The organism is Cohnella luojiensis, assembly GCF_004564235.1.
GTDB lineage: Bacteria > Bacillota > Bacilli > Paenibacillales > Paenibacillaceae > Cohnella > Cohnella luojiensis.
The window spans coordinates 27,000-49,666 of the sequence record NZ_SOMN01000015.1; the positions used below are offsets into that span (position 1 = coordinate 27,000).

Annotated in this window: 19 protein-coding genes and 1 riboswitch; of the genes, 4 read left to right on the forward strand and 15 right to left on the reverse strand. The window is 51.4% G+C overall.

Translation table 11 applies throughout. The features are described 5' to 3' along the window. Positions 1 to 481: 481 nt before the first annotated feature. From E2980_RS12240 to E2980_RS12250, 3 genes are all read right to left on the reverse strand, one after another. The gene (locus tag E2980_RS12240; protein ID WP_135152465.1) at positions 482 to 1,537 is read right to left on the reverse strand and encodes an RNA-guided endonuclease InsQ/TnpB family protein; all 1,056 of its coding nucleotides are present in this window, start codon (positions 1,535 to 1,537) and stop codon (positions 482 to 484) included. A gap of 271 nt (positions 1,538 to 1,808) precedes the next feature. Continuing rightward, positions 1,809 to 1,943 (reverse strand): hypothetical protein, encoded by a 135-nt coding sequence (locus E2980_RS25145; RefSeq protein ID WP_420808648.1) that lies wholly within the window; start codon positions 1,941 to 1,943, stop codon positions 1,809 to 1,811. A 29-nt stretch (positions 1,944 to 1,972) separates the two neighbouring features. After that, positions 1,973 to 2,476: a YwhD family protein gene (locus E2980_RS12250; RefSeq protein ID WP_135152466.1), complete on the reverse strand. Its 504-nt coding sequence runs from the start codon at positions 2,474 to 2,476 to the stop codon at positions 1,973 to 1,975. Positions 2,477 to 2,716: 240 nt separating this feature from the next. On the opposite strand from E2980_RS12250, the gene E2980_RS12255 reads away from it, so the two are divergent. Beyond that, positions 2,717 to 4,822, forward strand: coding sequence for a HelD family protein (locus E2980_RS12255; protein ID WP_135152467.1), 2,106 nt, complete (start codon positions 2,717 to 2,719; stop codon positions 4,820 to 4,822). A gap of 37 nt (positions 4,823 to 4,859) precedes the next feature. Here E2980_RS12255 and E2980_RS12260 read toward each other — a convergent pair whose 3' ends face one another. From E2980_RS12260 to E2980_RS12280, 5 genes are all read right to left on the reverse strand, one after another. Next, positions 4,860 to 6,854: an alpha-amylase family protein gene (locus E2980_RS12260; protein ID WP_135152468.1), complete on the reverse strand. Its 1,995-nt coding sequence runs from the start codon at positions 6,852 to 6,854 to the stop codon at positions 4,860 to 4,862. A gap of 31 nt (positions 6,855 to 6,885) precedes the next feature. After that, positions 6,886 to 8,553, reverse strand: coding sequence for an ABC transporter substrate-binding protein (locus tag E2980_RS12265; protein ID WP_135152469.1), 1,668 nt, complete (start codon positions 8,551 to 8,553; stop codon positions 6,886 to 6,888). Positions 8,554 to 8,578: 25 nt separating this feature from the next. Beyond that, the gene (locus tag E2980_RS12270) at positions 8,579 to 9,475 is read right to left on the reverse strand and encodes a carbohydrate ABC transporter permease (RefSeq protein ID WP_135152470.1); all 897 of its coding nucleotides are present in this window, start codon (positions 9,473 to 9,475) and stop codon (positions 8,579 to 8,581) included. A 13-nt stretch (positions 9,476 to 9,488) separates the two neighbouring features. Then, on the reverse strand, positions 9,489 to 10,448 hold the full coding sequence (locus tag E2980_RS12275) for an ABC transporter permease (RefSeq protein WP_167747099.1): 960 nt from the start codon (positions 10,446 to 10,448) through the stop codon (positions 9,489 to 9,491). A gap of 142 nt (positions 10,449 to 10,590) precedes the next feature. After that, positions 10,591 to 12,894: a helix-turn-helix domain-containing protein gene (locus tag E2980_RS12280; RefSeq protein ID WP_167747100.1), complete on the reverse strand. Its 2,304-nt coding sequence runs from the start codon at positions 12,892 to 12,894 to the stop codon at positions 10,591 to 10,593. A 219-nt stretch (positions 12,895 to 13,113) separates the two neighbouring features. Between E2980_RS12280 and E2980_RS12285 the strand changes: the two genes are divergently transcribed. The 3 genes from E2980_RS12285 to E2980_RS12295 all read left to right on the forward strand — a co-directional run bounded on the left by E2980_RS12285 (position 13,114) and on the right by E2980_RS12295 (position 16,795). Next, on the forward strand, positions 13,114 to 15,117 hold the full coding sequence (locus E2980_RS12285) for a M1 family metallopeptidase (protein ID WP_135152472.1): 2,004 nt from the start codon (positions 13,114 to 13,116) through the stop codon (positions 15,115 to 15,117). A gap of 11 nt (positions 15,118 to 15,128) precedes the next feature. Further along, complete coding sequence (locus tag E2980_RS12290) at positions 15,129 to 15,944, forward strand: hypothetical protein (RefSeq protein WP_135152473.1); 816 nt, start codon at positions 15,129 to 15,131, stop codon at positions 15,942 to 15,944. A gap of 212 nt (positions 15,945 to 16,156) precedes the next feature. After that, positions 16,157 to 16,296, forward strand: a riboswitch (cyclic di-AMP (ydaO/yuaA leader). A gap of 4 nt (positions 16,297 to 16,300) precedes the next feature. Then, entirely contained in the window at positions 16,301 to 16,795 is a 495-nt protein-coding gene (locus E2980_RS12295; RefSeq protein WP_135152474.1) for a C40 family peptidase, read from the forward strand. Positions 16,796 to 16,981: 186 nt separating this feature from the next. Here the strand turns inward: E2980_RS12295 and fhuB are convergent, their stop codons facing one another. The 7 genes from fhuB to E2980_RS12320 form a co-directional block, all read right to left on the reverse strand. Further along, positions 16,982 to 19,087: a Fe(3+)-hydroxamate ABC transporter permease FhuB gene (fhuB, locus tag E2980_RS12300; RefSeq protein ID WP_135152475.1), complete on the reverse strand. Its 2,106-nt coding sequence runs from the start codon at positions 19,085 to 19,087 to the stop codon at positions 16,982 to 16,984. Further along, positions 19,084 to 19,740: an ABC transporter substrate-binding protein gene (locus tag E2980_RS25245; protein WP_476695913.1), complete on the reverse strand. Its 657-nt coding sequence runs from the start codon at positions 19,738 to 19,740 to the stop codon at positions 19,084 to 19,086. The genes fhuB and E2980_RS25245 overlap by 4 nt, the downstream gene beginning before the upstream one ends. Next, positions 19,718 to 20,128, reverse strand: coding sequence for a hypothetical protein (locus E2980_RS25250; protein WP_476695914.1), 411 nt, complete (start codon positions 20,126 to 20,128; stop codon positions 19,718 to 19,720). The genes E2980_RS25245 and E2980_RS25250 overlap by 23 nt, the downstream gene beginning before the upstream one ends. A 59-nt stretch (positions 20,129 to 20,187) precedes the next feature. Next, entirely contained in the window at positions 20,188 to 21,051 is an 864-nt protein-coding gene (locus E2980_RS12310; protein WP_135152476.1) for an ABC transporter ATP-binding protein, read from the reverse strand. 311 nt (positions 21,052 to 21,362) lie between these two features. Continuing rightward, positions 21,363 to 21,689 (reverse strand): TFIIB-type zinc ribbon-containing protein, encoded by a 327-nt coding sequence (locus tag E2980_RS12315; RefSeq protein ID WP_135152477.1) that lies wholly within the window; start codon positions 21,687 to 21,689, stop codon positions 21,363 to 21,365. A 26-nt stretch (positions 21,690 to 21,715) separates the two neighbouring features. Beyond that, entirely contained in the window at positions 21,716 to 21,847 is a 132-nt protein-coding gene (locus E2980_RS24920) for a hypothetical protein (protein ID WP_276322271.1), read from the reverse strand. Continuing rightward, entirely contained in the window at positions 21,847 to 22,629 is a 783-nt protein-coding gene (locus tag E2980_RS12320) for a YheC/YheD family protein (protein ID WP_135152478.1), read from the reverse strand. Before E2980_RS12320 ends, E2980_RS24920 begins: the two co-directional genes overlap by 1 nt. Positions 22,630 to 22,667 lie beyond the last annotated feature (38 nt).

Genomic DNA, 22,667 nt, shown 5'->3' on the forward strand with positions numbered 1-22,667 from the left:
AGTTTCGCATCGGTTAATGCCGATGTTTGCGGTTGCTCGGTGACTCTTAACGGCACGGCGTGCCGCTATCGCGCATGTTTGCTGTTGCTCGGTGACTCTTAACGGCACGGCGTGGCACGGCGTGCCGCTATAGCCGTTCCCACCTCTAACTACCCAAATACCTGCGCCAGGAACGCTTATTTCGCCGAAACTACCTCCAACCAACTAAATACCCGCGCCGGGAACGCTTATTTCGCAGAAACCACCTCTAACTAGCCAAATACCCGCGCCAGGAACGCTTATTTCGCCAGCATCCAAGGATTCGCGGATAACGCTAGAAGCGGGTTGCCAACGTCTCTCGATCTCGTCTCCGTCAAAGGCGCTCAAGTCACGGCGTGGGATTCTTAGCTAGTTAGTACGTCCGCAGTCTGTTTCCAGTTTGGACAACTGCTAAGGTTGGGGCTGTGCCATCAGCCAATCCTAAGACAGTGCGTATAGCATCTTAGGCTGACAGACTGTTACCATCTGTCATAGGTTGTCGCATAATATTGATTGCGCCAACCCGATCACGGTGTGCGTGAAACCCGCATGAACACCTATACGTTCGGTCCATTGCCTTGTTTCGCTTCGCACAAATAGGGCAAGTTTGTGAGGTATAGGCAGGATTCACCTCTAGTACCCGAATACCTGCTAATGCTGCTTTGTATGCGATAAACATTTGCAATTGATAGAACGACCAGTTGTGCAGGTTTTTGGCGTTTTTACGACTTGTTCTTGTCGTCTGGCGAATGTTTGTTAATTTCTCGATCTTGATGACCGATACTTGTGCATCAATCGCCATGTTCACAATCTGTCGGCTGATTTTATGGTTTTGGTCTTTCATGTAGCGGTGTTCCTTGTTTTGTTGCTTGCGGATGGCTGACAGCTTCTTGAGTTTACCCAACTTCCTTCGACACGAACTGTACTTGCGGCGGATGTACTTATTTTGTCTGCCGTTGCCGACAAACTTTGTTTTACCTGTGGATGTGACAACGACTGCCGGTACTTTCAATCCAAGATCAATACCCATTGTTGCATCGCCAGTCGTTTGTCCGAATTGTTTTTCAACAGAAATTTGAACGTACCATTTACCCGATTTTTCCACGACCTTCATTAGTCCAAGTTTTCCGCTTGATAGAATGTTATACTCTCGTTCGGTCAAACGGGATGCAACCCTGAGTCGCTGTACTTTCCCATCCATCATGACTGGAAATGCGACTACGTTGCCGTTAATCGAATAATTTTGATTGTTCACGTAGTAGGCTCTACGTTTTAATATCGGACGTTTCCCTTGCTTATTCGTCTTCTTATGTATGCTTCTTGCATCGCGAATGATTTGATTCCGTACCGCTGAAGGCAGCTTCGCTTCAATGTCTTTAGATGTTAGATGGGGGAATATTCCTGCTCTTTCTGCTTGCATGGCGAGTCGGTTCGTCGCTTCGATATATGCGTTACCATGTTCGCGCAACAATGTGGGATTGTCAGGAAATATGCGAATCTGAACGGTTATGGTTTGCATCTGATCACCTCCTTCACGGATATTGTACCAAACAAATGTTCGTATAAAAAGGCTTATTGCACAATGACTTTGATGTCCGCTTACTCAAACGATAACAGTTGAGATGTGTAGGACAATTAAGCTGTTTAAAGACAGCCCTTGTCCTAAGCCGATTCATCCCATGCCTGAAGGCAAGGGCTTTCTCGGCTTGATTCTGTAACGGCGATCGGACCCGCAGCATTGGCTGCTTGATTCGATCAACAAGCTCCAGCATGGCGAAAGTTTCGGTAGTTTAGGCTTGCACCTGGCCATCTTGCTTGGCTTCGCCGCCGCATTCGCTTTGATCGCCATCTATTGCTTCAGCCGCAATAACGATACCCGATTGTTCGTATAGAAAAGAAAAAGGGGTTGTTCCCGAGGTCCGCATGGACTTTTAGGAACAACCCTATTTCAATATTAAGCGAGTAAATCCTTCAGAGCTTGGGGAGAATTATCCCACCATTCCTGATTGTGTTCTACTAGCAACTTTCGTAGAGCTTCCTTCTCCACTGGGCCGATATTATCTAACATATATTTGCGCTTGAGAGAAGCATCAAGACGGTTTACGTGATCCGGGAGCAGCTTCCAGCCCTTTCTGGCTTCCGCGTCGATCAGCATTTCGCAAGAGGTCGCGCCTGCGTAATAAGGTCCGTTTTCATTGCGATCGACGGCCACCCATACGATCCATGCGGGACGTCCGTTAGGAACGATCGCTTTGTCCGGGGAAAATTTGATGCCCTTCTCGATCTTGCTCTTCGCGTGCATGGCGCCGACATCGATATAAGCTTCGCCTTCGTCGATAATGACGCAGGACACCTGGCTCAAATCGATCGTACCCGCCCCGAAACCTCTGTGTTCCTTGTTGCTGACTACGTTAAGCGCTAGTTTCTTTTTCTCGACCGGTTTGTCCTGATTGTCCATGTTCATCCTCCTGCATATCCAGTTAAATATGAAAAAAACCGGGCTCCAGACCCCTTAATATCGAGATCTACCCGCTTTCTCTTGCTTGCTTATGGATGGGAACGTGTGTTCTACCTATTTTAGGCAATCCTGTACTCAACATCATAACAAACCGGAAAACATAAGTCTATTGTTTTTCTCGAAAATAAGCCACAATAAGTGAATAATATTATTTATCGCATGCAAGGAGGCACCGTTATTATGATTTCGCAGAACCCCACGCATCAGGAAGAGCATCGTCGGCTTCAAGACACTTTTCAGGAAATCGACAAGCAACGCTCCGATATCGGCCCTGTCTATCGAGGCAAAGATTACGTCGAACAATTGCTTGAAGCCAAGAGAGAGGAATCCCGCCAGCGGCTGGACTTGCTAGACAACGAGCCTTACTTCGGGCGACTGGACTTTCAGGAAGAGGGCAAAGAGGCTCCCCTTCCCTTGTACATCGGCAAACGCGGCTTAGACCGCAAAGAGACCGGCGAACCCTACGTCATAGACTGGAGAGCTCCGGTAGCAAGCTTGTTCTACTCTTTCACCGGAGGCGACGCACCGGTAACCTATGAGGCTCCCGATGGCACGATTCAAGGCGACATTTACCGCAAACGCAACTTATCCATCCGGGACAAAACGCTTGGGCGGATCGTGGACAGTTACGAGCGCGGGGGAGACAATATCGGGCTGAACGACGAGTTTCTTCTATATAAGCTCGGCGACAAGAAGGATAATCGTCTGCGCGATATCGTGTCCACCATCCAAGCCGAGCAGGATCTGATTATCAGGGCACCCCGTTACAAGGCTCTTATCATTCAAGGGGCTGCAGGATCGGGAAAAACTACGGTCGCCTTGCATCGCTTGGCATTCCTTCTTTATCAGTATCAACAGCAAATCCGCGCGGAACGAATGATTATTTTCGCGCCGAACACGATGTTCCTCGATTATATCTCCGGCGTGCTTCCGGAGCTCGGAGTCGGCAACGTAAAACAGACGACTTTCGCGGAGTGGGCGTTGGATCGACTCGACGCGAACGTCCGGTTGGCAAAAGGGACTACGGAGGGGAATGCCTGGTTCTCTCTCGAAGGAACCAGACCGCCTATCACCGACGATACTCCGGGACGGTTTAAGGGTTCTCTTGCTTTCAAGTCGCTCCTGGACGAGAGACTTAAGGAATATGCGGAGAACTTCCTGGCGGATCAGCCTTTCGAGGCTTGGGAGGGCCGCGTCTTATCGGGCGAAATGATCCGAGAATGGTTCGAGGTCGAATATCGCCATTATCCGCTGGCCGCTCGTCGGGAAAGGTTATCCGCGCGGATCAACCGTTGGCTGGAGATGCAGCTTACGAACATCGGCGATCCGAAAATTCGCAAGGACAAGAGCAAGACGGGCAAGCAACGGCTTCGCGCCTATATGAACAAGTTGCCGAAAGCCGATGCTCTCTCGTTCTATCAAAGTATTTTCGCCTCGGGCGTTAAGATCGGCATTCCGAAAAAAGTACTTGATGCCACGCAGAAGGATTTGAAAAAAGGCTTCGTCCACCCCGAAGACTTACCTGCGCTAGTTTGGATCCACTATGTATTCAACGGTACGGAGAATCTGGCTTTCGATCACGTGGTCGTGGACGAGGCGCAGGACGTCTCTCCTCTGCAAATCGTGCTCCTGAATACCTTCATGAACGAGCCTTCGTTCACGATTCTCGGGGATTTGGCGCAGGGTATTCATGCTTACCGAGGCGTTCAGCGCTGGGATGAGCTCTCCGCCGTGTTCAGCGAAGAGCATAACTCTTACCACGTGTTGAGGCAAAGCTACCGGTCCACATTGGAGATCATCGAATTCGCCAATCGAATCCTTCCGCATACGGACACGGGACTCCCTCCTGCGGAACCCGTATTCCGGAGCGGAGAACCTGTCGAAGTCATCCAATTGGAACGCGAAGAGGAGAAGATCCCTTTCATCCGCGACTTCATTAGCGACAATCAGGGGCGAGGAATGCGAACGATTGCGATTATCGGCCGTACGGACGAGGAATGCTCGCATCTCCACGAAAAAATGGCGCAAGCCGGCATAGAAGCCAACCTGATATCCGAAGGGCAAGCCCAATATCGCGGAGGCATCACCGTCGTGCCCGTCTATCTGGCGAAAGGACTCGAATTCGATGCCGTATTGGTTACTAACGTGAACGATAGGCAATACGCTTTGACCCCACAGGATGCAAAGCTGCTATACGTCGGTTGCACCCGCGCGCTTCACCGATTGACGCTGATTCATCTTGGAGCATTAACCCCTCTGCTTAATGATGAAGGAGCCGTCTCATAGATTGCTAAGACGGCTCCTTTCGACTCCCAATGGCGAATTAGCGAAGAAGAACCATCTGGTGAGCTTCCAAGCGCGGGATTACAAACGTGACTGTACCTTCGGAATCCTTCTCGCAGGCAAGCGGCTGTTCTCCCGGAACGAGGAGCGCTTCCTGAATATTCAGCTCCCGATGTACCTTCACTTTCACATCCGCGATTACGGGAAGATCTTCGATCAACTGAGTGTCGCCCCGTTTAATTGGATTTGCATAAAGCAAGTGCAAGACGAAATCATTCCTGCTTGCGGAACGTACAAGATTCAATTTGCCGCAGGAAGGCAGCGAAGTTTCGACCAGCCGTTCGGGAAGTAGTTGCTCTACGCACCGCAGGAACAATTCCCGATGAAGCCGCATGCCATGGTGCCGGTACATGCGGAAGATGGGCTGCGAGATATAAATGGTTTTTCCGTGACGGATGACGGACGGATAATCAGCCTCTTCCGCAGCCGGCGCATGAAGATGCGAATTGAAAGTCGCATATGTCCGGTTAAAATAAGGACGGTATGCCTTGGCGAGCACTTCCGCGCCATTCGTACGCACCCGCCAGCCAGTCTCGTAGTTGAGGAACGGCGAAGCAATCAGATCGTCCGCCAGCCCGTTCGTGACTTGCGTATAGTCGATATCCCACGGAGATTTGCCTTCAGGGACTGCACCTACATCGACAACAAACGATGTCCTATCATCGTTCAAACCGCTTTCGTTACTGAAAATCACCTTGCCTCCGGTTGCCGAAAACATCTCCAGCTTCGCTTGAAGCTCAGTAGATATTCTCGCATAGTCCGGCACGATAAGCAGCTTGTAACGGGAGAAATCCATCTTCTCGTCAACGATGTCGAAGAGATAATGCGCTTCTTCAAGCATCATATACGCGCCCATATCGCTGTCACGGAAGGAACCGTCCCTGTTCACCGCGACGGTGGACAGAATGGCGATTTCAGCTACGGGTTCGGTATTGGAGCACCATTGCTCCTTCATCTCGACGTCCCGATAGGCTTCTCCGATCAAACGGTAGGTTTCTTCGTCCATGATGCCGTTCGGATGAAGCTGATCCCCGATGCAGCACTTTGCGCCGAAGGCGATGATCTGACTGCATTCAAACCGAAGCGCTGCAGGATGTTTAAATCCGCCGAATTCACCCCACGACTTATGGAACTTTCCGGTCATCCCCAGGTAATCCATTCCGAGATTGCGGACATAGCGGGCAAAGCTCGTAAAGTAATCATATCCCCATCCCCCCGATGGGAGCGATTCGATATCGTAGTGGGAGTAATAGGGATACATCTCGTTCATCCCGATCCGCTCCGTACAGCAATTATGGTACACCTTCGCGGAAGGTTCGATGCTCCAGATCAGCTCGGATGTCCGTTGTAAATAATTCAGGTATACCCTCTTTGCAAGCTGTTTCCGGTCAGCTTCGTTAGAAGGATCCAGGCCTTCCCTGCTCATTTGTTCCTTACAGAATGAACACAGGCACGGATATTCTCCGACAATATCGTAGAAAATGCCGACCGGTTGAAACCTTTCCATAACCTCGCGGGTATACGCAAGAATATAATCGAGATACGGGGTATTCAGGCAAAGCATATGCCAGCCTGACCACCCTTGCGGACGAGGCGTATCCGGCGAAGCATCCGGAGGACCGTAAAGGTCCCCCGATTCCGAAACGACGATCCATTCCGGATGCTCTCGCGCAGCCAATTCGTTAAACCCGACGGTAATATAGATCGGAGCATCAATATCGTTCTTTTTGCATGCGCTGACCATACGGCTTAGGAGGTTCGTTGCCAAATGAGGGTGCGCCTTGCCGACCTTGGTATCGAAATAGCTCCAACCGTGGTGGCACATTGCAAAAACATTGACCGTATCCGCTCTCGCTTGGCGAAGGGAAGTGATGAACTGCTCCTCCGAGAAATCTTTGCCGACGTCCCGAATGTGCTCGGAGGTATGGAAATCGAGATGCACCTGCCTATAACGTATGGGATCGAATCTGTTCAACGCGCTCACTCCTGTCCAAGAGTACTTCGGATTATTTTTTATACTTGCTATCGTATACTCCTTGATAAATAGACAAGTAATGATCCAGCTTCATTTTTGCTAGATTATCTAAATACGAATCCCAGTCTTTATCCAAGTCGGCATCGCCGGTGACGAACCGGGCAATCATTTCGTTGACGTAATCGTTAATCGTCTTGGACAAATCCGCGATCTCTATCGCTTCGTCGTTGGTGAAGAACAACGGGGGCAGTACTTGCTCAGGCTTCTGCTTATATGGCTCGTAATTGTTTTTGGCTTCCTCGTACATGACGATTTCCAGCGGTTTTTCCGGGTTCGCCACCTCGCCTAAACGCAAGTCGTTGGTGCGTAGGGACGGTCCTGTTTGACCCCAGTTGAAATTCTGCACTTGCCCCCAGCTGGCTATCTGTTTCCACTTGGCCTGCTTTCCATTAATGCCCATTTCACCGTCTTCTGCTTTGACCCATTCGGTCCCCGGACGTCCGATGACGGACCGAAGCGTAACCTCTTCATTATACAAATAGTCGGCTAACCGGAACGCGGCTTCGGGATGTTTACTGGATTTCGTAATGAGATAGGAACCGCCGCCGACCATGTGATAAGCTTCGAAGGGTGCGATCTGCAAACCGTTTGGTCCTTTAAGGGGCGGAACGGTCTTGTATTCCAGCCAGCGGTTGCTTGCTCCGTAAAATTCGCTGAAGACGCCCATATGCATGCCCGCCGTGACACCCATAATGGCCATGTCGGGGTTCTCGCCAAGCTGTTTTAATTGATTCTCGTCCTGAGTCAACGATTGAGGGTCAAGCAGCTTTTCCCGGTACAGCTTGTTCAGAAAAGCTAGCCCCTCGCGCCATTCCGGCTTATTGAAAGGAACGACTACTTTGCCGTTCTCCAGGTACATCCTGTCGCCGCCGGGATTATAGGTAAAAGCATTCATCAGGAACGAATCGATGCTGGCGTAGAAGCCGGTTGGTGATCCGGACAGTGGAATTTCATCCGCTTTACCGTTGCCGTTCGGGTCTTTTTCCTTAAACGCTTTCAACATCTCGTAAAACTCATCCGTTGTCGCAGGCATTTGCAAATCGAGCTTATCCAGCCATGGCTGATAGACCCACATTCTGCGCGGAAGCGTACAATGGAAGCATTCGTTCGTATGGGGCAAGGCATAAATATTGCCATCCGGCGCCGTTATCGTATCCTTGACGACTGGCATCTGCTCGAACATCTTTTTCGTCTCGAAGCCGTATTTGTCGATCAATTCATTAAGCGGCAGGAAGATTCCCTGACTTCCATAGATCATCTGCTGCGCGTTGGAAACGCCGAATCCCATGATGACATCGGGCAAATCCTCTCCGCTCGATAGAACGAGATTCAGCTTTTCCGCCGAGGACTTGCTCGGTACGACATCCCATTCGATATGGATATTCGTTTTTTCCTCTAAATATTTCGTGAATTCATTGGTGGCGAATTCTTCGACGACCGGATTGGCCGGAACCATTACGCGAATGGTTGTTTTCTGCTCGGTTATAGGCAGTTGTCCGGCTGCGGTAACAGGTTCGGTACCGGATTGTGCTCCTGTAGGCGCATTCACGCCCGTATCGTTGTTCGATTTCGAGCAAGCGCTGAGAAGTGTCGTGCCCAGTATTGCAATCGCGAACAAGACCGACATATTTTTTTTCATTCCATAACCCTCCCCAAAGTTTTAGTTATCCTTTTAACGATCCGATCATGACGCCTTTTACAAAGTGCTTCTGCACGAACGGATAAAGAAGCATGAGCGGTAAGGTGGACACGACGATGAGCGAATACTTCAGCAGCACGCGCAGAGCTTCCCGTCTAGCGGCATCCTGGATATCGCTGAGCATGAGGGCGCTCACATCGTTCTGGATGAGAATGTCGCGCAAGATGATTTGCAAGGGATACATATTTTGTTTATCCAAAAAAATAAGCGCGCTGAAAAATTGATTCCAGTGGCCAACCGCATAAAACAGGGTGATGACGGCCAGAATCGGCCCCGCTAACGGAATGATGATTTTCCATACGTACTTAAAATCGTTGCAGCCGTCCATCTGGGCGGCTTCCAGCATTTCGGGCGGGATTGCCGTCTGAAAATAAGTGCGCGTTATGATGACGTTCCACACGCTAAGCGCTCCGGGTAAAACCATCGCCCAAACGGTGTTTAGCATATTTAGATCCTTGACGAGAAGATAGCCGGGAATAAGGCCTCCGGAAAACATTGTCGTGAATACGAACAGAAACATAATCGCATTCTTGCCGTAAAAGTCTTTGCGCGAAAGCGGATAAGCAGCCAGCAGCGTCATAACGACGTTAATCGCCGTACCGAATGCGGTGTAATAAAAAGAGTTTAAGAATCCCGATCCGATCAACTTGTGTTTAAATACCGCCTCGTAACCCATCAAGTTCGGCTTAACCGGCCACAGCCATACTTTGCCGGAAACGACGGCAGAAGGGTCGCTAACGGAAGCGCTTAAAACAAAAATCAAGGGATACAGAATGATCAGAAAAAAAACAGTCAGCAACGTATAATTGCTTATCGTGAACATACGGTCGCCGGCCGGTTGTTTCATCCGGACATACTCCATTACGAAATCCTCCTTACCACAAGCTTGCCTGATTGGCTTTCTTGGCGATCTGGTTCACGGTAATAATGAGAATGAAGCCGATGATGGATTTGAACAACCCGATGGCCGCCGAATAGGAGTAATTCATCGCTTGCGAGACCAAACCGACCTTATAAACGTAAGTATCGATGACCTCCGACGTTCGAAGATTAAGCGGATTTTGCATGAGCAGCACTTTCTCGTAACCCACGTCCAGCATGTAGCCCATGTTCAGAATGAGCAAGATTACGGCCACCGGCAATATTCCGGGCAAATCGATGTGCCACACGCGCTGGCGCTGGGACGCGCCATCCATAACCGCAGCCTCGTGCAGCGACGGATCAATGCTCGAAAGCGCCGCCAAAAAGATAATGCAATTAAATCCCGCGCTCTGCCATATGTTCGACCAGACGTAGATGGACTTAAAGTAATCGGGGTTTCCCATAAAATCTACCGTGCCGAAACCGAAAGCTTGCAAAATATTATTGATAAGCCCGTTTCGCGGATCGAGCAGCTCGAACATCAGCCCGACCATTACAACGGTAGATATAAAATGGGGGGCATAGGTAATCATCTGCACCGTCTTTTTGAACCAGCGAACCCGAATATAATTGAGGCTAAGCGCGAGTAAAATCGGGAACGAGAACCCTGCGGCAAGGTTATAGAAATTGAGAACCAGCGTATTTTTGATTACTTTCACGAACTCGTACGAATGGACAAAACGTTCGAAATGTTTGAGTCCCACCCATTCGCTGCCCCATATCCCTCTCGTTACCACAAAATCCTTGAACGCGATCAGTGCCCCGTACATCGGAACATACTTAAACACGATAAGGTATAGGAACGGAAGCGACATCAGTACATACAGCTGCCAAACCCTCCGTATTTTCTGGCCGGCCGATGCAATCGGAAAAGTCTTTCCAGTCGAACTGGAAGTCATTCGAAGCGCTTTCATTTGTTTCACCCCCTCTCCGGTTACCTAACTATAAGAGGGGAGCGCCAAAGAAGAAATCAGCAATCGGAAAGATCATATGCAGATGTTAACATTGACCTTATTCATTTGCTTCGCGATTATTCAATCGTTAAGCTTTGAGGAATCAACCCGTGTTTATCCCCCCCGCGGAACCGCGGTACGCCGTCGCGCTGATGCCGTTAATGCGCTTGAAGGCCCTGCAAAACGAGTTCGCGGAATTATAGCCCGTCTGTTGGGCGATTTGGTTGACGGTAAGCGTCGTATCCGCCAACAAGACGCGGGCTTTATCCATGCGCAGGTTTTCCAGATAGTCCGAGAAATTAACGCCTGCCTGTTCCTTGAAGAAATGCGACATGTATACCTTGGATATGCCCATCCGATCCGCAGCGGCATCCAGATTCAAATCGGGATTCATGTATAACGTTTGGAGACAGTGAATGATATTTTCAAGCAACCTGACATTTTGGCTTTTCTTCCGTTCATTCGTTCGGCGGCAAATGCCGGCGTAGATTTCTCCCGCGTATCGAAAAGCTTCGCTAAGCTCTTCGGATGAGTCGGCTTGGTTTAACAGCGATTTGACGTTGTCGCTTTCTTCGATGGACAACTGCTCCCGAAGCTTCATCAGGCTTCCGGCCATGTCGTAAATAAGGAGCCTTTGAATGGATGGAGAGAGGTTGCGCTGAACGAAATTCCGTTCGTAGACATCGTCAAGCAAGGCGTTGACCTCATCCATATCGCCGGCTTTGGCGTGGTTCATCAGACGCGTTTCGATTTCGCCAGGGTAATAGTGGCTATCCGAGATCTGCGGCAGATCGTAGAACCATACGATGCCGGTTCTTTGCTGCCGCAATATAAAGTTCAAAGCATGTTTCGCTTCGCCGTACGACCTGGATACGTCCAACAACGATTCGTATACGCCTCCCGCGGCTATATTCAGATTCAAGTCGAACGGAGAGCGGCTGACGTCCCTCATTCTGGCGAACAAATCTTCCATTTTATGCTTGCAGGAGTCCGGCGTCAGTTCGCTCTCCAGAAACAGCAGCACGATCATATCCTCCGCGGCGTCATGATAGTAGACCGATTGCTGCTGATGAGCACGGAGCATTTCTTTAATAATGACCCGCTGACGGTCCAATTCCTTCAGAATGACTTCGTCGTAAGCGTCCTTCGGAGCAAAATTTACGATCGCCGCGGCGGCGGATTTGACTTCAACCGATAGATTTTGATGTTTGAGCAAGCTCATGATCTCGTTGCCCGCAACGAAATCGCCCTTCAGCAGCCGTTCGAAGAACGTGGCTCTCAGCAAGGGCGCCTGCTTCTCTATTTCATCCTGCAACGCTTGATTGTTGTCGATCAGCCGGGATACGGCGTCATCAATAAATCGATAAGCGTCGTAAGTACGATCCGTTTCTCCCTGAAAACGGTCGCGGATGGTGTTCATGATTTTTTTTAACGGCTTGCTGTTGCGATAAGTGAAGAAGTATGCCAATACAATTCCGATGATCAGGAAAATTAATGCCGTTATAAAGGTGATGCGTTTTATGTAATTTACTTTTTCCAACACCACCTGGGGAGACTGCGCGAGCACGTAAAACCATCCGTTTACAGCCGAGCGCGAATAGGTGATCACCTTCCCGTTAGTTAGCCTCGACTCCTCGATATACCCTTCGTTTCCCTTCAAGGTGCCGGGAGCCAGCTGCACGTACTCCCCGGTTGACGTGATGACATTCCCTTGTTCGTCCGCGATATAGGTCCATCCGCCGTCCTTGATATCGAGCCCGCCCAGAAGCTTCAAGATTTGATTGTTGTCGATGAGCACGATGATGCTCCCCAGGGCTTGACCGGGAAGATTGCCCAACGGATGCCTGTAGGTTACGATCGAGTGCGGTTTGCCCAAATAAGTCGCCTCGGAGGCGGGGAAGTAACCTTTGCGGTTATTTTTCTCGAAAAACAACTCATGCCATTGCTCGTAATTCAAGTCGTTATAGTTCAGCACGTTCCGATAAAATTTTTCCGATTCATACAGCAGAGTGGGAGCGATAACGATATTGCTGTTCCGATAAAAGATCAGGTAGTTCAAAATAAAATTGTTTGAAATGCTGAAATTGTACAGATCCTTCTGCGTAGCCCATATTTTATAGGTGTTCGTCCCCTCGAAGGGATTGTTCAACTGCTGCAGACGTACGATTTTGGGATCGTTCGCGGCTTGCATCACGATTGTATCGATTTCCGATAACCGGCCGTCAAGCGTCGTTTTCACTTGCTGCAGCAGATGCAGGTTATTAACTTTGGCTTCCTTGTCGACCAGCACAAGCGTTCTTTCGTATATGAGCCAACCTAGCAATAGGGCCAGAAAAATAAATAAAACGTACGGAATTAGAAGACGCAAAAACCATTTATATTTGTCGATGAGCCGATAGAAGTCCATAACATCCCCCTTCTTTCTAAGGCATGACATGCGTTTCTCTATTATAAAATACATTGGTCACCGTGTGAACGCGATAATGTAAGCGCTGTACCAGTCATCTCCATCCGACTCAACCGAATCCCTTTGCGCAATTCACGCATTCTAACGCAACACAGATATAATCCGCGGACAACCCACATATATATCTCGTAGATGCTTGTCAACGGGAGGGTTATCCGTATGCCTAAGCGCCGTTCGCTGCGAATGTTACTTTTCGTCGCTGCCGCTGCTGTACTTGTGTTTTCCTTTCGATTCGGGTTTGCCGACGCTTGGGTGGACCAATATGCTTTGCCTGCTTCCTCATGGTCCGAGCTATCCGAGCTTCCGGCCGCGGCCGCGCCTGCGGTCGTGAAGCCTAAAGCCGATCCGGGACCGGATATACCGTTGAAGCCTCAAGCCGTCGTCCTCAGCCAACGCGTAACGGAGTATCATATTTCCGTTGCCCTTGACGAGCAGGCCGGAAGCCTAACCGGGGTACAAACCGTCACCTGGAAAAACCCGGGTCACAAATCCGTCTCCGAGATGTACCTCCATCTGTATCCGAACGCCTTCGCGCCCGGAAGCACCTTCATTAAAGAGTCCAAAGGCCAGTTAAGAGGCGACAAAATGACGGCCGGCGGATACGGAAGCATGGAGCTGACCTCTTTAAGGACGGAACAGGGCGAAACCCTTCTGCCCCGGCTGCATTTCGTTCAGCCGGATGACGGAAACAAGAATGACCGGACGTTGGCCACGTTCCGACTTCCCGAACCGGTCAAGCCCGGCTCCTCCGTCACCCTGCGCATGAACTTTACGGTGCAGCTGCCGGACGTATTCGCAAGGATGGGCAAAGCCGGAGAATTCGTGATGGCCGGTCAATGGTTCCCTAAGGTTGCCGTGTACGAAACCGCCGGCATGCGCGGCAGGGCGAACGAAGGATGGAACCTGCACCAGTACCACGGCAATTCGGAGTTCTATGGAGACTTCGGCATCTACAGCGTCCGGATCGACGTTCCCGCGACTTACAAGGTTGCGGCGACGGGCTTCCAGACGAAGTCGCCGGTGGTGTCCGGCGGACGCAAGAGCCTGCAGTTCTATGCCGATGACGTCCATGACTTCGCCTGGTCGGCTTCTCCCCACTTCGAATACGTGGAGGATTCCTTCTCCTCTCCCGGCATTCCCGGAGTGCGGATCAAGCTGTTTCTCGACCCTCTGCACATGCACCTGAAGGACCGCTACCTGCACGCGGCGAAATCCGCGCTGGCCAAGCTCGGAGCGTGGTATGGCGAGTATCCTTACTCCACGCTGTCGGTCATCGTGCCTCCGGCTAACGCCAACGGCGCCGGCGGAATGGAATATCCGACGCTCGTTACCGCCGCCGCCGCTCAGGATGACAATCCCGGCTACGAGCTGGAGCGCACGCTCGTTCATGAGATCGCGCATCAATATTGGTACGGGCTGGTCGCTTCCAACGAGTTCGAAGAAGCTTGGCTCGACGAGGGCTTTACTTCCTACTCCGAAGACAAGTTAATGGCTAGTATCTATGGCGTGGTGCCTAATCTTCCGATCGAAGCCAGCTACATGACCAACCCTGAACCGCTGAACCTATCCTCATGGCGATTCAGCTCATCGGACGGGTACGCGGAGAACGTCTATCTCCGCGGGAAGCTTGTGCTTTCATCACTAGAACGGCAAGTTGGCGACAAGATGATGAGCAAGATCCTTCGGACTTATTTTCAGAAATACAAATTCAAGCATCCTTCCGCCTCGGACTTCCAGAAGGTCGTGGAAACCGTTACGAAGACGAAGTGGACCGATTTCTTCCAAGCTTACGTGCAACGAGGGGAAATGGCCGACTTCGCGATCGATTCCATCACCACTCATAAGACGGAGAGCGGATATGAAAGCCTCGTGCTCGTGCGACGCTACGGAGGCAGCGCGCAGCAGGTCTCCCTCTGGCTTCAATTCCAGGACGGCCAGTCGGTACGCAAGAAGTGGGACGGCGTGCAAACCCACGTTCAGCTTAAGCTTCAATCCGAGACTCCTCTCGTCTATGCCGCGATCGATCCTAGCTTGAATGTCGTTCTCGACAACCGCAGATACAACAACTATTTGCAGGCGGAAGTACCCAAGGAGCAGCGCACGCGGTTTGCGTCCGGCATCACGCAAATTATCGAAGGCCTGTTCGGGACCATGGTGTGGTGAGGTGAGTAAGAATGCGTCGATTGTTAAAAAAGGGATGGGACATGACCGTTCGGCATAAATATGTATTGGTTCTCCTGTTTCTGTATCGCTTGCTGTGGGGTTTCTTCCTCTACCGGTTCGTCGATTCGGTCGTAACGCCCATCTTGGCGCGTTATCCCGAGGAGCATCCCCACTCCGACGCGGCCCATCTGTTCTTGGTCGAAGCCCAATTCCGCCTGCTAAAAACAGACCTTGCCAATGAGGTTCTCTGGCTATTGGGCGGATTGCTCCTTCTACGGATGGTGCTTACTCCCCTGCTCAATGCAGGCGTTTACTATTCCTTCCACCATGCGGTCGAAGGAGAAGGGACGCGGGTATTGTTCGGGATGAGAAAAGCATGGAAACCGGTAACCCTGCTGTACTGGTTGGAGAACGGGCTCATTCTGCTTCCCGCCGTATGGCTGCTGCCGCTAGCAAAAGACCGATTTTTCTCAGAACCCTCCTTAACGGCTTGGCTTCAGGGACTGCTGCCCTATGCTGCCGCTTGGCTGGCGCTAGGGTTCATGCTTCACCTGCTGTTTCAGTTCATGCAGTTCGGTGCGGTCTCGCGGGAAGGAATCTTCAAGGGTCTGGGATTGGCGCTTCGCCGGGCGTTACCTCTAATCGGAATAACTTTCATCATGCTCGGAATCGGTTTGGCAGTATCCGCTACGGCCTGGGCCGTCTCGTTGCTCTGGTCGGGATTTCTCGCCGTGGCGCTGCATCAAGCTTTTCACTTCGTTCGCTCCCTCTTGACGCTGTGGACTACCGCTTCGCAGTATCAGGTATGGCGTAAGACGGAGGCGTGAGCTTGTCATGTCCCATTTCGACAATATTTTTACCGGGACATTCCCCGGTTGCCGCCTTTTTTGGGCCGCAACCGGGGTTTGGCGTTATTATCGGCGGGTTAAAATGAGGCGAAAGGAGGAGTTTAATTCCTAGCTATTCGGTTTAGATTAAGGAATTCTAATCTAGAAGATGCAGGAAATTCGTCACAATCCCCGAATATTTAATGCTAAGCAAATAAAAACTGCCGAGTTTCCGCGAAACGGAAAACGGGGGAACCATCTTTTGGGTGAATTGGTCTCGCTTCACAGTGACCATAGGGGAACCTTCTACCGAACCCTCCAGCTAACCTCGTAGGCATTGGAAGGAGTCACCTGTTTTGCGCAAAGCTTCAGTGTTTTTGTTTTCCCTTGCAGTACTGCTCGCTTTCCAAGTGGGCAGCGCGTTCGCTGACTCCAAGCTTGACCAAACGGTTGATAAGCTCATCGGAATTGACTACGATTACGGCGGTACGACAACGAGCGGATTCGACTGCTCCGGATTTACGGGGTATGTATTCAAGAAGCTCGGCATCAACCTCCCACGTAGTTCGAGAGATATGTTCAGCTGGGATCAGGGCAAGAAAGTCGATCGCGATGATCTTCGAGCCGGCGATCTCGTATTCTTCAATACGAGCGGCAATGGCGTTTCGCATGTCGGCATTTACGTTGGAAACAACAAATTCGCCCATGCGGCATCCAAAGGCGTAACGATTACTTCTATGAGTGAGAGTTACTACGTCAAGCGCTATCTAGGCGCACGCCGTATCATGGATACGGCTACGTACGAGAAAGTGGCTACGGAGCAAGAAGCCGTTGAGGTTGCAGTTAAGTAAAGCAGTACTTAGCATTTCTAGCAATATGGTGAAGGCCCGCATTTGCGGGCCTTCATTTTGTTTTAAACCCGCTAACTCTTCTATACCCGGAACGCATCGGAATGAAACAATTCCGGTTGTCCCGCCAAAGACGATCATCACCCACATACGTTATTGTTAGGTCCTATTTCACAGTCGGCATAGATATTAATGCCCTTTCCTGCTTGCCCTGTACATCAGGAAGGCAAGATATGGGGCGCCGATCAAGGCCGTGACGATTCCGGACGGAAGATCTCTGGGCATAATCACGATTCTGCCGATCCAATCGGCCGAGGCAAGCAAGACGCCCCCGAGCAAAGCGGAGATGACCATTGCGCGGCTGTGATGGGCGCCGACCAGTATTCTAGCCGCATGCGGAGCTAGCAGTCCGATAAATCCGACGGCTCCAACATTCGCCGCCGCGATGGAAGCCAGTAATACCGCCACGATCGCGACGTATAGCCTTACGCGCCGGACTTTCAACCCCAAACCCGTCGAGCTCTCGTCGCTGAAGGAAAGCAGATCCACTCTGCGACCTAGCCGCCAGCCGATAGGCAGAAGAACGAGAACCGTAAGTGCCATCTGCCATACCTCCGGCCAGCCCCGGCCGTAAGTGCTGCCCGCCATCCAAGCTAGCGCGGGAGCCGCTTTCATCTCTGCCTGAACGACAAGGAGATTAATAATAGCCGCTCCCGCCGCCGACACCGCGATCCCGACAAGCGTGAGAATCGTGGGATTAAGCCCCCGGCGCCAAGATACGGAGTACACGATGGCGGCGGCGCCTACCCCGCCAATCACCGCTGCGACAGGCAACCAGCTTATCGAAATCTGGGGAATGGCGACCATTAGAAGCAGAGCCCCGACTCCCGCGCCGCCGGTTACCCCGATGACCTGCGGATCCCCAAGAGGATTGCGAACCGCGCTCTGCAGCAAACTGCCGCTGACTGCGATAGCCATCCCGGCCAATCCCGCCACGAGCAAGCGCGGCAATCGGAAATCGATGAGGATTTGCCGGTACAGGTCTTCTCCTTGGCCGGACAAGACCGCTAATACTTCCGATAGAGGAATGCGCAATGTACCGCTAGTTAAACTGGTGATCCAGACTACGGCTAGCAAAATACTGAAAATAACGACAAGAGTACGATAAGGAATTCGCCGTTGCAAGCTGCCTACGCTCATCGAGGAGCCTCCGGAGCTCGCGTTCATTTGTGACTTATGCGAAATCCTCAGCGCCAGCCAGATCAGCCACGGAGCGCCGAGCATAGCCGTAATGGCTCCGGCCGGCAGTTCTCCGTAAGCGTCTACGACCGAGCGCGCTATCGTATCCGCGCCAACGAGAATCGCGGCGCCCCATAACGCGCTCACGGGAATCAACCACCCGTGCTTCGTCATTCCGGACATGCGCACGACGTGCGGCGCAATCAATCCGATAAATCCGATCGGCCCCACGACGCTTACGCTAACGCACGCGATGAGAATGGCGATCGCCATTGCGAATATCCGCGTACCCGCAACCTTCTGTCCCAGAGAACGCGCCGTTTCTTCGTTTAACGTCAACACGTCGAGATGGCGGACCGCCAAGCAGACGAGCGCGATTCCGCCGACGATCCATGGCCACAAGAAACCAACGCCGTCCCAATCATTCTGAATAAGCGAGCCCGATCCCCATAGGAAAATGCCTTTAACCGATTCCTGGTTCAACAGGATTAAAGCGCTAGTGAACGAGGAAAGCACCAGCGTGATGATCATTCCCGATAACGCGATTCGTAAGGGCGTACCTTTGCGTGCTCCGCCAAGGGCGTAAACAGCCATCGCCGCCAGCGTTCCGCCGATTACCGCGAAGGGCAGCGAATATTGGTGGAGAACCGCAGGCATGAAAATCGATCCGATGGCGACCGCTAGATAAGCACCCGCGTTCACCCCAAGAGTCGTCTCGGAAGCAAGGGGATTCCGCGTTACGGTTTGCATGAGCGTTCCCGCCACGGCTAAAGCAGCACCGGATAGCAGCCCCATAATGGTCCTTGGGAGTCTTACGCCGCGAATCATATTATGATCGATCGTATCCTGCGGGGAGATCAGCGCCTGAACGACCGACTTAACGGATATATCCGCCAGACCTTGCGTTAAGCTGACAAACGCGAGAATCAGTAACGCGCTCAGTCCTCCGAGCATCACCCATAGCGGCTTCCAGCCCGCTCCCGTACTGGCAAGTTGGGCTGTATGAGCGTTCGGCACGGAAGCTGAAGCCGGTGCTATCCGCTTCGGGAGACTCATTTGCTAAGCAGGTCAGCCGTTGTTTCGGCCATGATTTGAGCGGACAATGGCCCGCCGTATGGCCACATGTCTCCACCTAATGCGTATACGCGATTTTCTTTCACGAAGTTGAGGCCTTTCCATACCGCGTTATCTTTCAATTGATTTTCGATCACGTTGTCGCTTTCTTGGATCATATGAAGGAAGTTCGCGTCTTGCAACGCAGGAAGAGCCTCAACATCCGTCGTGGAAAAACCGTACATCTCGAATTTGTCGGATTTATGCGCGTTCGTGAGACCGATATGCTCCAAGATTTTCACGGCCATGGAGTTGTCCGTGGATAACCGGAACGTTACCGCGTTCTGGTTGCTATATGCCATAGCGAGAACAAATGGCGTTTTGTCCTTGCCGGACGCCGCGACTTTAGCCTTCGCGCCTTCGTACGCTTTGTCGAGGTTCGCCAGAACCGCTTCGGCCTCCGGTTTCTTGCCCAGAACGTCGGCGATTTGGTTAAAGGAATTGACCATCTCTTCGTATTGGTCGCCTTGCCCTTCCGGCGGATAAGCATCGTAGACGAGCGTCGGAGCGATTTTGCCGAATGTATCGTAGGTCTTCTCGAGGTTGAATTTCGTGCCGATGATAAGGTCCGGCTTAAGCGAGGCTAGAAGCTCCATGTTCGGCGCTCCGCGATCTCCCAAGTCGGTAGGACGCATCGATCTTCACGGGAAGCCTGACCCATTTGTTCATGTTCTCTATATCCGCAATGCCTACCGGCTGAACGCCGAGCGCCAGCACGTCTTCCGCATGAGTCCATTCCAGCACGACGACTCGTTGGGGAATACCGGTTATCGTCGTTTCGCCTAATACGTGCTTGAAGGTACGGGTTTCGTTAGCTGCGCTGGCGGACTCCGCAGCTGCCGGAGATGACGACTCGGATGCCGCTGGCTGGGATGCCGACGGCGTTTCGCTAGCGTTGGAATTATTGTTGGAATTGCCGCAAGCGGTAAGAACGAGAACGAATGAAAGAATGATCATTGCCGTTGAATGTTTGAATAAGCGCACAGCAAATAGCCCCCTAGAATAGTGGTTTTTATAAAAATTAAGTATGTAGCGTACGATGATTATGCCATTGCTTGTATTCTATCTTCGGAATAAGTGGTGATTGTTTCTGCGGATGCCGTCGTTGAGGGTGCCGTCTCTTCCTCTGCCAGCCCGTATGGGAGGCATAATGGCGCGCCCGTCCGAGGGTCCGGAATGACGTCCGCGTCGATGTTGAATACATCGCGCAGCATCTGGGGAGTCATGACGACTTCCGGGTTTCCTTCGTAGAGTATCGTTCCGTCCTTCAACGCAACGAGATGCTGAGCGTATCTTGCGGCATGGTTCAAGTCGTGGACGACCATGATGATGGTACGCTTCTGTTCCTTGTTAAGCTTCTCGAGCAAGGTCATGACTTCCATCTGGTGAGCCATGTCCAAGAATGTCGTGGGTTCGTCGAGCAACAATACTTCCGTCCCCTGCGCTAAAGCCATGGCAATCCAAGCCCGTTGACGTTGTCCGCCGGACAGCTGATCGACGGGCCTCATGCTAAACGCCGACATTCCGGTCGCTTGCAAGGCCCATTCGATCATGCGGTTGTCTTCCGCGTTGAGATTCCCGAACCCCTTCTGGTGCGGGTATCGCCCGAACGATACCAGCTCGCGAACCGTCAATCCTTCCGGAGAGGACGGGTTCTGCGGCAAGATGGCCAAATGCCTTGCCACTTCTTTCGTCGGTTGACGATGAATGATCTTCCCGTCCAAATAAACGCCACCCTGCATGGGGGTAAGAATACGCGCCATCGCTTTCAGGATAGTCGATTTACCTGATCCGTTAGCTCCTACGAGCGCCGTGATCAGACCGTCTGGAACGTGCAAATTCAGCTCCTGCACAATCTGCCGGCTACCATATGCAAGGGATAACTGATTTGTACTTAACCGTGACATCTCGCATCCATCCTTCATTGAAAATTGTTCTCAATTGAGTTCTACTTTTGAATGATAATGGTTCTCATTACCATTGTCAATGGTTTGTTATTAAACATACACATGTTCCGTTCCGACTTTTTGGTTGGCTGCACGCGACCGCCAAGGGTGGAGGTGGAATTTAGCAAAGTTACTTTGTTATCTCGGACGTTCCATGCCGCGAAGAGCGGAATTAGTAAAGTTACTTTGTTATCCCGGGTGCTTTAGCGTAACTTACCTAATAAAAAAACCGCCTGCGATGAGCGAAGCGGTTGGTGAAGCGAAACTACTCTTTAATCGAACAAATCGCCGAAAACGTCCATGACGCTTTTCTTCTTTTTCTTATGATGATATTGGGAATGGCCGTGATGAGAATTGTAGGGTTGCTGTTGAGGAGTATACGGTTGTTGCGGAGGTTGCGAAGTTCTTTCTTGCTGTCTAGACGAGTCTCCGTAATACCATTCGTTATACTCCTGGCGGACCTCCCGGACATCCCCCATCAGCTTGTCCAGCTCTCCCCGATCCAACCATACTCCTTTGCATGTCGGGCATATGTCGATAAGAATTCCTTCCTTCTCTACTTCCCTCATGCGGGAGCCTTCGCAAACCGGACAGTTCATACCCATTACCTCCTTGTTTTTTTCTATTACTTCTCTAATACGAAACAGAAGCCGAAGTGGTTTCTCTTGGAGTATGATCCGCTAAAGATACGAAGAAAATCCGATGCTTTGGCATCGGATTGATTAACCGCTAAGGAAGCATTGTCATCCCGCGTCATTACGTTCCTCTTCTCGCCTTGCCGCAGTGCAGGTTATAGGTCCGACCATATCCTCGGGCATATCTGATCATCTCGCGAATCATCGAAGGATCATCCAATTTGGTGAAGGGGCAGGGGTCAGGTCTCGTATTCACCTCTAAAATCCAAGGCCGATGTTGGCGATCTACCGCGATATCGATTCCAAGCTCATTCATTCTCGGATAGACCGTGCCGAGTCGATGCGCCGTCTTGTATGCTATGCGATTGAACTTTTTCATTATCCGCGTTGCTTGCTTCGGGCCGGCGGTCCGCTTCAGCAACGATTTCGCGCCATAGATGCTTCCTCCTTGACTGCCGTTCGTTACCGCCTTTCGGGGATGAGCGACCCGTGCCGCCACTCCGGTTACCTTCCAGCCGTTCTTTTTCCCCTTCTGAATCATGACGCGGAAATCGAACGGCCTCCCCTGGTGCCTAAGAACGTGAATGCCTTTCTGAGCCAAATAGGTTTTCCCCTTCATCCGCTCTCTTAGCCATTCGAACATCGCCCTATAGGTAGCGAAAGAACTGCGGCCCGTCCCCGCGCGTACGATCCACTTGCCTTTCTTTCGGTCTATGCGCATGACGCCGATTCCGAGGGAACCCGAGTCCGGCTTGACGTAGATCATTCCGTGCCTTTTTAGCAACTTTTTCAACGATCCGGCATTCAGACGCCGAGTTTCCGGTATATGGGATGCCAGCGATGCCGAACGGACAAGCACTTTGGTTTTCACCCACTTGCTCGTTACGGCCGTCTGTGTGTTCATTCTCGCCACCTCCTTATAAGCCTAAAATCATAGCTTGC